The organism is Arthrobacter sp. AK01 (assembly GCF_021109375.1).
Classification (GTDB): Bacteria; Actinomycetota; Actinomycetes; order Actinomycetales; family Micrococcaceae; genus Arthrobacter.
Genome location: NZ_JAJOHP010000004.1, coordinates 31,240 through 44,648, shown reverse-complemented (window position 1 = coordinate 44,648; position 13,409 = coordinate 31,240). Strand labels below are relative to the sequence as shown.

At 59.5% G+C, this 13,409-nt stretch carries 8 protein-coding genes; 3 read left to right on the top strand and 5 right to left on the bottom strand.

The window, feature by feature from the left end:
* Positions 1–135: 135 nt before the first annotated feature.
* Positions 136–915, bottom strand: coding sequence for a metallophosphoesterase (locus LN996_RS02440; protein ID WP_231338606.1), 780 nt, complete (start codon positions 913–915; stop codon positions 136–138).
* Between the two features lie 756 nt (positions 916–1,671).
* Here LN996_RS02440 and LN996_RS02435 point away from each other — a divergent pair.
* The gene (locus LN996_RS02435; protein ID WP_231338605.1) at positions 1,672–3,225 is read left to right on the top strand and encodes a zinc-ribbon domain-containing protein; all 1,554 of its coding nucleotides are present in this window, start codon (positions 1,672–1,674) and stop codon (positions 3,223–3,225) included.
* Positions 3,226–3,729: 504 nt separating this feature from the next.
* On the opposite strand, the gene LN996_RS02430 is transcribed toward LN996_RS02435, so the two are convergent.
* Positions 3,730–4,785, bottom strand: a complete 1,056-nt coding sequence (locus tag LN996_RS02430; protein WP_231338604.1) for a hypothetical protein — start codon at positions 4,783–4,785, stop codon at positions 3,730–3,732.
* 893 nt (positions 4,786–5,678) lie between these two features.
* The gene (locus LN996_RS02425; protein ID WP_231338603.1) at positions 5,679–8,504 is read right to left on the bottom strand and encodes an NACHT domain-containing NTPase; all 2,826 of its coding nucleotides are present in this window, start codon (positions 8,502–8,504) and stop codon (positions 5,679–5,681) included.
* A 245-nt stretch (positions 8,505–8,749) separates the two neighbouring features.
* Here LN996_RS02425 and LN996_RS23605 point away from each other — a divergent pair, with 245 nt between their 5' ends.
* Both LN996_RS23605 and LN996_RS02420 read left to right on the top strand, forming a co-directional pair.
* Positions 8,750–8,884, top strand: coding sequence for a hypothetical protein (locus LN996_RS23605; RefSeq protein ID WP_269215551.1), 135 nt, complete (start codon positions 8,750–8,752; stop codon positions 8,882–8,884).
* A gap of 931 nt (positions 8,885–9,815) precedes the next feature.
* The gene (locus LN996_RS02420; RefSeq protein ID WP_231338602.1) at positions 9,816–10,802 is read left to right on the top strand and encodes a hypothetical protein; all 987 of its coding nucleotides are present in this window, start codon (positions 9,816–9,818) and stop codon (positions 10,800–10,802) included.
* 42 nt (positions 10,803–10,844) lie between these two features.
* Here the strand turns inward: LN996_RS02420 and LN996_RS02415 are convergent, their stop codons facing one another.
* Entirely contained in the window at positions 10,845–11,684 is an 840-nt protein-coding gene (locus LN996_RS02415) for a DUF2971 domain-containing protein (RefSeq protein WP_231338601.1), read from the bottom strand.
* Between the two features lie 322 nt (positions 11,685–12,006).
* Positions 12,007–13,374: an HNH endonuclease signature motif containing protein gene (locus LN996_RS02410; protein ID WP_231338600.1), complete on the bottom strand. Its 1,368-nt coding sequence runs from the start codon at positions 13,372–13,374 to the stop codon at positions 12,007–12,009.
* Positions 13,375–13,409: the final 35 nt, after the last annotated feature.

The window sequence follows — 13,409 nt, the reverse complement described above, 5'->3', positions numbered from 1 at the left end:
GACCCCAGTACTGGTGGCGAAGCTTGTCTAACGTTGTCTCTTGCACTGGGATTGAACTGCCGACGCCACGAATAGGCTCCCACCATCATTGCGGTAGTCAGCTAATGTCTGCTCCGTCTCCTTCTACGAACCCAGCTAGTTTCCGCGTATATCGAGCGGTTCAATGCGAAGCGGCCGCTCCCCGGGCCATACAAGCACGCCATTCCCCAGCCTCGAGTTCTCCATGTTGAGCACATCGACCCGGGTGAGGGCTCCACCAGGGCGCGCCAGTTCGAAAGTCCGTCGTTGATGCCAGTGTCCACAAAAAACATGCGGAACTGCGAGGGAATCGACGACTTGTCTCAACAACATCCTGGTGCGGCTGGCGCGCTCCGCAACTTCGGGGGACAGCTTGAAGTCACCGACAAGCGGTACGCCTGCGGGTGCGTCATGGGTAATGAGTAGGTTGACGGGGCCGCCCGCGACGAGTCGCTCGGCTTCCTCCACTGTGGGTTCTTCATTCGACCACCAGTCTTTGCCTTCGGTTCTGTGGCGGAGATCCACGCTAAAGGCACCTCCCAAGCCACCGACGACCAGACCCTCCACCACGGTGCGTCCTCCTCTAGGAAGCACTCGGATATGTGACCGCAGCGTGGCCAAGCCATCATCCTCAACGACCATCTTTCCAAGCGTGTCCCAATTGTCGTGATTGCCTCCGGACACGATCAGCGTGATTCCGAGATCTACGAGGTATTTGTTCAGCTTGGATTCGTACCGTCCGCGTTTCGCCCCCGGCCAATCCAATCCGAAGTCACCTACATGAAGTGCAGTACGTACTCCAGCACGTGCAGCTGACCGCACGGACGTCAGTGCCCAGCCAGCGTTGCCATGCCAATCCCCGAATATGGCAATGGGTCTGTAATCATGGTCATGCATCCGTCAAGCATACGGAGATCCGACTTGATGAGCCTCCGGCTCTCTGCGCTGGTGAGTAGCCAACCCGGGCATCGGCGAATCCGCCGGGGTCCTGGACAGACGCTTGCAGCAAACCGGGCCGCGATCACCTGCCATCCCGCTCGGTTTCCGCCACCTCCCTGCGAACTCCTTCTTATCACCTCAGATGGCCCTTGCCTTTGTAGGGAGAGGTCCCAGTCCCAGTGCCCTGGCAGGTTGCAATGGTCCGGCGTTCTGAAGCCGCGCGTCATCGTGCTGTCGGATCGAGGCGATCGGCGGCACTCAGTTGGGCATGGCAACTTAGATCACGGCGCCACCTCGTCCTTTTCAAGGATGGCGTTGACCTCCGGAATGCCCGGACCGGATAGTTGCGTTGTGTCGTTCCTTTTCTGATCCGTCGTTGCCGGATATGGTCATATCTCCCGTCCATGCACAACGACGGGCGCAGCATACGAAACACGAGGACCCATGAGCGCAACCACCACCAATCAGCTTTGCTCGTCAGAGCGGTGCAACAAGCCGGCCGCATTCAAGACGAGAAGCAAGCCGGCGTGGTGCACGGACTGTATAGACGACATTCTGCGTGAGGGTGGACTCCGGGCGGACGAACCTTTTACCGGACCTCAGGAATGGCGGTTGACGACCTGTTTGGACTGCGGAGTCCAGACCCATTACAGGTTTGTCTACACCCTGGAAAAGAACTCACAGCAGGAAAAGACATGCCGGGCATGCCATTGGATGGAGTGGACAAAATTCGTCCGGGAAACATCCGGAACGCCTACACCAAATGCCGGGTACTCCGTCGAGGAAATCACCATCCACCTTGAGAAGAACGGCTATGACCTGATCGCCACCCTCGTTGATTTCAATGATGGCAACGATCCCATCGTGGCACGCTGCAGGTCATGCGGAAGGCTATCTGCCGAACGTCTTGATGACATCAGCTGGGGGTGCTCATGCAGCCGCAACGTCCGCTCCAGCAACCCGGTCTCTGCGAAGTCCGCCTACGCCTCCAGCACAGGCGGTTCATCGAGTCCTGCCGGCCCAAAGGCGCGTAAAAACCTGCTCGTGGACTCCGACGATCCAGCCCTGGCATGGTGGGACCACGAGCGAAACGATGAAAAAACATTCCGTACCGTGACCCTTCGCGCTACGAGGACCTGTCACTGGTTGTGCCCGGAATGCGGCCTTTCATTTCCGGAGAGAGTATTGGACATGACTGCTGGACGTCAGTCGTGTCCTGACTGCAGTGAAATCGCGCTAGCCCAATGGAAGCAGCAGCTCGAGCGCTGGAGGACGACCCCCATCGCTGACGTACCCGAACTCGCAGCGGCATGGGCAGATGAGGACGACCCACGAACCGTCATGGTCAACGGAGAGGACTCATGGATACTTCGTCGCTTCAAATGCCCCGCCGGCCATCACCCGCGTCTTCAGGCCACGACCTTCTTGGTGTCGGGGTGCTCCAGCTGCCGTGCGGCGGCAACCCGGAAATCCCAAAAGAACTGGCTTGCCGACACGCTCCCGGAAATCGCTTCGCAGTTCCACCCGAGCCTCAATGGAAAGTACACCCCACAGACGGTCGTATGGGATTCGCAACGTCCCATGATATGGCGGGCTGACTGCTGCGGCCACGAGTGGGAAGCCTCACCAAGATTCCGTGACAAATTCGAACGACTCCGCTGCCCGAGATGCCAAACCATTCTGGGATCACTGGCGTGGACGGACCCCGGACTGGCAGCTGAATGGAGTCCCGAGAATCCACAGACCGCGTGGCAGGTCCGGCCCTATGCCCAGACCTCCTATCTGCCCAAATGGATCTGCGCAACAAACCCCCTACACATTTGGGAGAGTCCTCTACCGGGTAGGTCCAATGGGGCCGAATGCCCGGAGTGCAAAGTAGCGGGCAAGTCAAAAGTTGAATTGGCCCATCTGGCTGCGGCAAAGAAAGCCTTCACAGGGGTGCACTCGGGACGCGTGCTTCGTGACGAACTCTTCACGACCCGCCGATCTTGGACCGCCGACATCAGCGCAGAGCTGGACGGGAGAACCCTGGTCATCGAATATGACGGAGCCTACTGGCACTCAGCACCGGCAAAAGTCCTGACCGACGAACGCAAAACCCTGGATCTTCTGGCCGCCGGACACCTAGTGGTGCGACTGCGCGAAGATGACCTGCCAAGCCTGTCAGTGGACCACGCCAACTACCACGAGATACGTGTGTACTCCGCAGCTGCACGACCGCAGGAAACAATAGCCGAGGTCCAAGAATGGCTCGCGAAACTCATATAGTGACGCCACACGTCGAAAAGCACCCTGAAGGTGAAGGGTGCTTCGGCGAGGTTCGATGAAGGCGTTCAGCTTGACCTAGGAATAATCTTCTGCCGCGTCCTTGGTCAGGGTTTTCTTGCCCTGCGCTACTCCACCCGTCCCGCCGTCATTCCAGCCTTAGTTTCTTTTCGATTCCTGCAGTGACGGCATGACGCGGACGGTGGACCAAGCATCGCATTCACCCGAGGGTAGGGATGTGCGGTTGCCCATAGCCGGTGGTGGCCGGCTATGGGAGACGGTAATGCAGCGTTGTCTGGCCAGGGACGGGTCTTCGGCGAACCAGTCCGGGTCGGAAGTGTTCGCGACGATGGTCAGTCCACTTTCGAGTCGGTCAGGGTCCGAACAAGCCCGAAGCAGGGGAGAGCTCGTCGCTGTTAGTACTGGTTGCAGGCATGCGACGGGCCTTCCGGTCCCAGGATCTTCTTCCGGAAGTCGGCCACCCCTCCACGGCAGCTGGCCGCATTTTTATCTTTCTCCGCTGTTGGTGCCGTCGACCGGGGGGTTGCGAGCGATGAAGCTTTGGCCGTTTGTGCGTCCCTGTTCCTGGGCACGTCGAGCTGACTCTCCGGCGTCGATCAGAGTTGGGAGTGATTTCTTGGACGCGTACGAGTTCAAGGCCATGTTCAACGCAGCCCGGGACGTCCGTTCCGCGAAGCCACGGACACTCTCAAGAGCAGCAGTCGTGAGCGGATTGCCGTGGTTAACTGCATTCCGTACCCGGCGATGGCGTTCACGAATCCTCCTGACGTCGTCGCGGATGGAGCCGAGGAGCTGTGCTTCCTTGCGAGGTCTCGATAACACTTCCATGGCGGCTGTGAGGTCGGCCCTCGCCAGAGCTGTCATCGGAAGGCCCAGGATCTCTTCCCGGAGGTCAACGGCCTTGTGAAGAGAAACAACCCTCGATTCGCCGTCGAATCTGCTGATGGTCCGTTCCAAAACTTGACGTTCACCAGGATCACTTAGCCCGTCCTGGGAGGCGTCGAACGGTGCCATTACTCCCGTAAGCAAGCGTTGCATGAAGACCCAGTCGGTCTCGTCTTTCTCCAAGGCAGTTGCGAGCTGGGCAGCTCCAATCGACCCGAAGGACGCGATCAATTCCATGGCGTGATCTTGGAGTGCCATAGAAAACCGTGGCGTGACGGCGCGTGCTCCGTAGAAATGCACGTCACGGTGATTGGCCATGCCTGCCTCGCGGAGTGCGAGGAGAGCTTCTACGAGGTAGTCCGGCATGGGCGTGTCGTTCATGGCAGCATTCAGTCTTTCCGAGACGTCAGCAAGCACGGAGTGTGTGGCCCGGATTCCGTACTTATCTTCAAAGTGAGGACGACTCCCAAGATGTGCGCCCATTGAGTTGCTGGCAGTCCGGCCGTCAAGGAGGGTTGCCGAGCTTCCAGATTTTTGCCACGAGACACCGCCCGCCCCGACAGCGATGCTCAAGACTGCTTCGATGGTCCGCTCAGCGTCATCAACAGCTCCTGCCGCTTCCCGGTTGCCCATCGCCACCCTTGCGAGCACGAGCATGCTTTCGTTCTCTGGATCATTGACTGCTTTCTCTACCTCCTTGATCCATGTGCTCTCTCGAAGAAGAGTGAGGAGTTCGTCCCGCTCTGGAAAGGGAGGCCCGTCCTTTTGCCTGGCGTTGGGTATGGCCCACTCTGGACGAAGGAAAGTGATCGGGCCAGCTACTGTGCGTGTAGCGACCATCGCGCGGTGATAAGCAAGCCAAACAACCACTTCGCCGCTCGTCGGGCGCGCAACAATTAGTCGCTCTGCGAGTCGAAGACGATCAAAGGCCGTGAGGGGCTCGGGGACAGGAGCCCCCTCAAACCAGGCTTCCAACTGCAACGGGTGGGGTTCCCCATCCAGAGCTGTCGCCGCGTTCTCCAATCGGCTCCATGGACCCACAGCTGAGGGACCATGCTGGGATGCCAGAATGTCAGACAGCGGCCGTACGTCCCAGCTTGTAACCCCAGTCACGCTCGTCGCCTGGCACAAGTCCCGAAATGCTGCAGAAGTACTCTCCGGCTGTTGCCAGAGATCGAAGAACCGGCCCGCGCAGTCCACTATTTCATCGCGCGATGTGGCAGCTAGAAGTTCCTCGGTCCGAGCCTGCATCACATGCCTCAGACGTGGCCCGACCATCGCTCGGAGATGGTGAATGTCACCGTATAAGGAGTCTCGGTTCTTGGTATTGTCCCAAGATTCTTTCCGGGCGAGTCGCGCCCAGTGCCCCAATTCAGTGACCGCTTCCCCCAATGTGTAAGGCAAGGGCGCTCTGAAAGGTACAGGAAGTACACTCGCGGTGGTTTCCATCCACGACCCAGGTGGAGTAGTGGTCGCTATATCGGGCATCTCGTCAGTCACCCAGCTATACTCGCCTGGGCCGATTAGATTGTCGACCCGGGCCACCGTTGTCAGCGGTGCAGTGTTTCGATCCATGGATTGCGGAAGCTCATCTGGATGCGGGAACCGACTGGTTGTCTTGTTAATGGTGGCCACATGATGCGAGCCAGTAGTGCTTGGGCCAGCCATTGGTTGGGTTCGAGCTGATCGCAGAGAAGTTCGATGGCCGTTGACGCTTCCTCGTCTTTGAGGGCGGCTGCGGTTGCCGGGAACGTCTCGATGGCTTCCGGCAGCTTTGGCCAGAGACCCATTGCGGTCGTTTCGTAGAGCCGGACGCGGTCAAGTTCGACCAAGCATGCGTCTACCAACTTTGCCGATTCCGGATCCAACTCACTCCGCGTGCCGCCGGCAAGCAGGGTTCCGAGTCCGATGACTCCGGTGTGATTCTCAGGCGGCGATCCGTCCCACATCGCCCGGTACCCTGAAACGGATTTGGGGAGCATCGGGGCGGCGCCGCCGATTTTGCTGTCACCTATCGTGATGCAGGCGACGGCGAGGCTTTTAGGGGCACCTGCCAAGGCGGTCTTGAGCGCCCCTCGTATGTGAACGCGCAGGGGTTGGTTTTCTGCTGCGGCAGTAAGGCCCAGCGCCAGGCCGCGGGGGTCACGGGGGACCCAGCCTTGAAGAGCTTTCAAGCTAATGTCCACGAATCGGCGCTGCCATTTGGGTTTGCTTGCCGCCAGCCCGTCGTCGAGGATGTCGGCCGCGAGTTCAGGTGCTACCGGGCACAACCAGCTGGGGAAGGCAGTGCTTTCGTCCACAGCCGAGACGATGCTGGTCAGTAGGTCACGCTGGTGGTCGCTTCCGTCGGTAAACAATTTTCCTGCGACGAAGACCCATGTGTTGCGCCAGTGGGGGCTGGGGGCGGTGACCTCCAACCGGTGTCGGACATCGTCATCGGATCCTGAGCTGATCGCGCGGGCAGCCATGAGCTCCTGCAGGCTGCGCACCTCAAAGCTGACTGTATCTTCCTCTCCGGGAACCAAGAGGACGAGCCGATGAGTTGCCGCCTGAACGATGCGCTGGGCTATCTTCTTGGCTTCCGTGCCTGCATCATGCCCAACTTCGATCATCCGCTCCGTGGCCAGGGTACGCAACACCGACATCGGCATGCGGGACTTTGCCTCCCCTAGGGTCTCAGCCTGCATTTGTAGCAGGATACCGACGCGCTCATGCAGCTCTGTGATGTCGTCACGGTGTTGTGCGAAAAGGGACCTGAGCGAGGTCGCTTTGGACGCTTCGCGGTCATACAGCGTCTCGTAGTAGCGCCAGAAAAGGTGGTAACGGTCGGCCGGCAAGGAACCAAGGCGGTCTAGAATGAAGGTGAGGATGAGGACCTGAAGGGGTGTCTTGAGGAGCCGTTCGGCATTTGGGTCAAGGACTGCCTTATTGAACTGGGACAGAGCGCTGTCCAAGCGTTCGTGGTCGTCGGCGAGCCGCCGGTTGATCACGACAGTTCCGTACTCTACTGCCTTGGACGATTCCAGGTATCCCAAGTCCAGCTGGACGAAGTTGCGGGGAGAAACCCGCTCGGTATATCCGGTGGGGCGGGTTGTGACGACAACGAGAAGATCGGCACCTTCGGCGTCGGCGCGTTCAACAAAGTGATCAATTTCGTCGAGAACCCGCCGCCGTACCTCTGGGGAGGTTACTTCATCCAAACCGTCCAGCACCAAGAGCCACGGCCAGACCCGGAGCCAGCTGCCCAGCATTGCCGGATCGATATTGAAGTTGGAGCGCTTGGTGACTAGCTCGCTGATCCAACGCATGAGGGTTGTGCTGCCGTTTGGGCCGATGGCGTCTGCGAACTCGGCGAGGTTAACTTTCACCGGCCAGCGTTTGTTTTTGGGGGTTTCGAGCCTCAGCCGGCGTTGGGCGCTGTGGGTCCCTTCGACGATTTCGTGACTTGATCGAAGAACCGGATCCAGTTCAACGAAGGCGGCCCTGTAGACCTGGACGAGGAATTTACTGAGTGTGCTTTTCCCGTTTCCCGGGGCTCCAGTCAGCACGACGTGCCGCGGACGGTGCTTGTCCTGCATGGATTCGCGGAGTACGTACTCGCCTTGTTGCAACAGCGTCCGGAGCGCAAATCCGTGTGCGCCCTCCTGCATCTGGGCGGGCAGGTCAATGATGACGTTCTCGACCGAGTCGCGGCTTTCACCTCCGGCCTCAGAAAAGTTCACCCAGCGCTCTCCAGCGAGGGCTGTTCTGGCATGGTCGACAAGAACTTCCCGCAGTTCATCAATCTTGGGCAGTCTCGCCGAAAGACTGCCCAGGCGTTCAAGCACGTCGCCTACGGTGAGCATGGCGGGAAAGGCATGCCTTATGGAGCCGTGAACCGTCAGGAGCCCATTGATCTGATCTCGATGCCAGATCTTCCACCCTTTGAAGCCTTGCTCACCCAACGACTTAGCTGTTCGCTCGGAAATGTACTTGTCGAGCTTGTCGATGCCTCCACTGACGGGGACGCTGGAAAGCCGAACGTTGGTGACAAATATCAGATACTCAGGAATCTTTCCGCGCTTGCTGTCCGGATGCTCCCACCTGTCCAGCTCGTCCTTGATTTGGCCGCGCAGCCAGGCCGCGTTCTTCATTGGATCCGCATCCGAGAAGACTTTCTGTTTGGCCTGTATGACCACGTAGCCGTTCCATGAATCGGACCCCATGTCCGTGGTCGCCGACCAATTCACCGGCCCGTTGTACGTTGCCTCACGCCCGCCGTCCTTGCCGGCCCCGAAGGCCTGAACGCCGGCACCAAGAACCTTCAGAGACAACGCAACGGTCAGTTGCTCGAAGGCTCGGTCGCTGAGGTTTTCCAACGGATAGTCGTCCGCCACGAGGCCCCTCTCGATTCGTTGCCACTTTCCGACGTCGTCGCAGACTTGTCCAAGCGACCCAGCAAGTCTATGCGGCCAAAGATCGACCGCGACGTCTCAACGCGCCAGCTCATCAGGCTCTTTTGGCGCGTTGTCGGCGGGTCCATCTAGGCAAAGCCTTTGATTCGTGCTGTGCTATTTGCCTGCATTACCTGCCGCGCAGACGCATACCTGCGGCAGCGAGTCCCCAAGCAAGGAGGTCGTTGATGACCGGACCCACACCACGGCAGGTCGCAACGTGGCAGGACCCGGAGCTGAACGCCCGGGACTGGATGCGGGCCTGGGGATTCACCGATGCCCAGCTGACCAATCCGGGGGGGCAGACAAAGGGATCGACTTAACTTCGAAGCCAGGATTGCCGATACCAGTCCGAGAACGGCAACGAGTGCCCCGATCATCAGCGTTTTCTTCATGCTTCCCCATTGCCGATGCCGAACTTTGTCCGACGCTCCAATTATGTGCACGCCGGAGGGACAGTGGCTTGTATTACGCGCTGGGACCATGCCTAGGAGAGCTACGGCCGCAACGCTAAGGAAGCCCGCCGATGGGGGATCGGTGGGCTTCCAGTTCAACGCTAAGCCCACCTGGCTCTAGCATCAAAATAAATTCGCTGTCAGCATCTCAGGTTCTGCTGACACCATCTACGAGGTACTCGCGACGGCCATCGGTGACGAGGAAGGAGCGGTCGTTCTCGGAGCCGTAGTCGGCGACCATGCAGGTCCTGTGGGTTCCGTCGGCTGGCCGCGAGGCCCCGCAGGTATAGCGCAACGGAGGGCGGTCAGGCACTGGGTCCTCGTCCGACTGGCGCTAGAAGATTTCCGCGCTGCGGAATGGGCACTCACGCCTCCCACATGTCGATGATCTCAACGCCCAAAGTCCAGTAGACATCAACCGCGTCAGCGCTGTGCCCGACCGAGAGCAAGCCAGACTCCGTATGGGATGAGATTGCGAGCGGGAGAGCCCGCCGATAAGGGAGTTTCTTCGGGCCCAACGATGCTTATGGGTAATGTTGTCCTGAAGTGCCAATCATTCTGAGGGCCGACTAACTCACCCTGCGAGAGATCCCATGGCAAACGAAGCGGATGGCGTGATTGAGGGAGCGAGTTGCCAGTAAGGAATCAGGGGCTTGAACTGGATTCGCAAGCAGCGGATTACGAGCAGCTGGCCCTATCAATAGCCAAGGCGGACCTTTCCTACGTTTCGTCCGTCCTGTTGGATTCGGCTCAGGGCAAGGGATCAATCCGACAGTGGCCCTTTGTCCAATATGGGGCGATGGTGGCGTACGAGGCCAAAACACACTTCGAGCGGACTGAAGGGTGGAATCTGGCGGTCACGTGGGATGACGATGTGGCTGCAGCCTCCCGGACCAGCGGGAAGTTCTTTGAGGACAACCGAAGGCTCATCCAGGGAGTCGCAGGACACTTCGAGGACTTGATCGAGTCGAATCACGGCACGTTTTTCCCACGAGACAGAAGAGCGCCGTGGTTGGACTTACTGCGCGATGACCTTGCCGTAGCTACTCAAGGACGCGTGCCACTGCTAACCAACATAGGCGGTCACTACCTGATGGGGATGACCGCCGACCACGTAGCATCCTGGGAGTCGGCGGGTGAACAGGCTTTCCTGCTCGCCAGAGGCATTGGAAACATGGCAAGCAGATTCGTCGGAGCTGAGGAAATACATCAACACTCCAATATTCTGAACGGCCCAGAGATTTCATGGTGGGATGGCAAGTCAAAGAAGTGCTTCCCAAATATCCTTGCAGGGGAGTTTGACCCTGCGATGTCCGCCGCTCTCATCACGATCCAAGGTACCTGCGTGATAACGGAGCAATATGCCCGCACGCGCTGCTGCACAGACTGTGAGTCGGCCGCCCTCAAACACAGATTCGTCCTGCTCTACCAAATCCTCAAGTCCCTCGACTCCCTCAATGCTTCGACAGTTGCCTTGGGTCCCATTGCCAGGCAATACCTGACCACCGCCCTTGAAGCGCCGTTCGCAGCGGAGATGCTAGCCGAACGCAGGTACCGGCAACTCAGGAACGGCCTCGTTCACTTGGGTTTCGCTGATTTGAAGGACCGCGTCGAGGGTGACTGGACTTTCGACTCCATGATTAGGGCCTACTCCGGCCGTGACAGGGACGTCCTGGAGGGCCTTGTGGACGTAACTCTCAGGGATCTGGCCGAGACTTTAACAGCGTGGGTATTGGCTCCGGCGACAAGAGGCGGGCTTTTCAGAGTCCTGCGTAAGAAGTCGTAAGATCAGCCGCTCTTAGCGCAGCCACTGGCATCGATGCGACTTCTAGCGTAGAGGGACCTGTGACGCGGTGACCTTTATGTCCCACCTTCTGTCTGGATAGAACTTCTCGACCATTTGACGCACTGAGCGTTCCCTCAAGGGCCTGTTTCCTCCCGGCCCTATGGTGATGCTCAGGATGGCGTCCGAAGGAAATGGATGAGTCTTGTAGGGTATGAGCGCGGAATAGCCCTCCCGGAAATGCAGATCTCTGCTGTCATCGGAGATGTTGACCAACCGCCACTCACGCTCTTCGCGGAAGCCTGGGTTCTTGACCTGAGCAAGGAGCCGTACGACCGTAAGGAATTCATGGGCAGCCAATGACCCGGGATGATTCCCAGAGCCTGGATCGATGCTCTCTACTAGGCTTGTAACGTCGTCAATGGCCTCGGGCAATCCATACCTAACTCGGGCCAGGCTGGAGCCCATATAGGCCGTCGGGTCACTAAGCTGTAGTTTCAATGGATCAAGGCCAAGGGCGTACCCGCCCGATCCGGCGTAGCCACGCCACTGGCTGAGTAGATCGCCGTCCTCACAGAAACACGCAAGATAAACATCACCCCAGGACGGCCCCCGGTCGTGCAGGTCCTCTAACTGGCCGATCATGTCTTCGAATACGGCAAGCAGTGGTCGATTTGGGAACTCAGGTTCGTTTCTGGCTAAGCGAGCTCTTAGTTCGTCCGCCCTGGCGTTCATGGCAGTGGAAACCGCTTGGGAAGCGTGAATAAGCTCCTCAGCATCGTTCATGAACAGTGCATTCGAGATCCACAATGAACTGGAGCTAAGAATCCCGAGAAGGCCTGCGGCTGATGTGTAGTGGTAAAGAACTTCAGGTGCGGAAGACATGTGCCCATTGTCCGCTCCCAAGCGATGCGGTGCTGGCATGTGGCCTCCGAAACGATGACAACTAAGTTGGCACATCGGGCCCCTTGCACGTAGACGCAAATTCCCGGAAACACAGGGGACAAATAGTTGGCCACTGGCCAACTAGCTTGGCATCTCACAGTCATTACCTCTTTGGAAAGGCGGACGGCGAGTAATCGCTGTCCGCCTTTCTTGTGTCTGAACATCTTGAGCCTGGACAGCCACGAACAAAGTATCGTCCTGTGCCGGTAGCTTGCATTGCGACGAACCGGATGCCGCTGTGGGCAGGTTTGAACGGCGGTAATTACGTTCTGGAGGGCCGATGCCCAGGCAACGGAGGCGCTTGGGAACGGTAGCTGTGTCCGGTGGGCGTGCGTATTTCCAGGGTGTGTCTTTCCCCGGGCCTGGTGTTGGCGCTCCAGCCCGGGTTTTCTTTGGTGTGGTTGCAGGCTTCGCAGAGTCCGGCACCGTTGCTCAGGGTGGTGGTGCCGCCGGCGTGCCAGGGCACGATGTGGTCGATGTGCCTGATGGGCGCGTCGCAGTAGGGTGTGCGGCAGGTGTCATCGCGGGTTTCAATGAAGCGTCTGAGCCGCGGTGGAAAGAGCCTGGCTTTGGAATCCGTTGTCAGGAGATCTCCTGTGGCCGGTGCAGTGTAGAGCCGGCGGACCCAGACCTGGAACTCAGGATCCCGCGGAGGACCGGAGTCGCTGCCAGCCGAGGGATCCTGGACGACTGGAATCTCCCTGCCTGCACCGCCTGCACCGACCAGTTTCCGGGCCCACCCTGCTGGGACGATTCCGTAGCCCTTCACGCGTGCGGGTTCGGCATCGCCCTGGAAGAGGGTTCGGTCGGTCATGACGAGGTCCAGGTTGATCCCTGAGATCCCGCCCGGCGTACCGGTGATGCGCTCGACGAGGGTGTCGGCCATGACCTGGCCCCGGTTCCGGGGATCACCGGCCGCACGGGCAGAATCAGCCCGACGCGTGAGCGCGGCATAGACCGCGACCCCTTGCGCGACCGGCAGCAACGCGGTCAGGTACGTCATGGTGTCCGGCGCCGGACGAAGACTCACGGTCCGCTCGGTGAAAGCGTGGGAGGCACGCTTCACCACCGACCGCGGATCACGCCGGTACGCGGCCGCTTTCGCCGCGGCAATGATCGCTTGATCCCCAGCGCCGTCGAAAGTTCCGGTGTCCGCGGCGAGTTCCTCATCCACCGCGCACCTGTCCTCCACAGACAAGCACGCCGTTTCCCTGACCAGCAGCGTAGCCCGCCACTCATTCAACTCCCCTGACTCCAGCGCCGCCAGAGTCCTCGGCATCTCCACCACCAACGCCTTCGCCAACCCCAACAACCGGGAGCCACGATTCGGGGACTCCCGCCGAGCCAACGCCACCTGCGCCCCAACACCCTTACCCCGCTCGGACACGGGCACGCCAGCCTCGGCCTGCTCTTGCCGTTGTGCCAGATCCAACGCCACCGCGATCCTCGCCTGCAAGCCGGTGATGGCCGATTTCATGTCTTCTAGAGCGCGCAATTGATTGATCAGATCACGGCTTACCGTGCGGGTCTGAGGCAGAGCGTCAACGTCCGGCGCCTGACCTTGAGCAGTAACACGAACCAGCGCAGCCGACACCTCAGCGCCTGCCTGCCTTTCCCGAACCTGCTCCATGTCCTTGCTCTCCCAGACGGCTCCGACATTATTAG

Coding starts and splice junctions, on each gene's coding strand:
- LN996_RS02440 (WP_231338606.1), bottom strand. CDS start 915: ATGCATGACCATGATTACAGACCCATTGCCATATTCGGGGATTGGCAT.
- LN996_RS02435 (WP_231338605.1), top strand. CDS start 1,672: ATGGAGTGGACAAAATTCGTCCGGGAAACATCCGGAACGCCTACACCA.
- LN996_RS02430 (WP_231338604.1), bottom strand. CDS start 4,785: ATGCTCGTGCTCGCAAGGGTGGCGATGGGCAACCGGGAAGCGGCAGGA.
- LN996_RS23605 (WP_269215551.1), top strand. CDS start 8,750: ATGACCGGACCCACACCACGGCAGGTCGCAACGTGGCAGGACCCGGAG.
- LN996_RS02420 (WP_231338602.1), top strand. CDS start 9,816: ATGGTGGCGTACGAGGCCAAAACACACTTCGAGCGGACTGAAGGGTGG.
- LN996_RS02415 (WP_231338601.1), bottom strand. CDS start 11,684: ATGTCTTCCGCACCTGAAGTTCTTTACCACTACACATCAGCCGCAGGC.
- LN996_RS02410 (WP_231338600.1), bottom strand. CDS start 13,374: ATGGAGCAGGTTCGGGAAAGGCAGGCAGGCGCTGAGGTGTCGGCTGCG.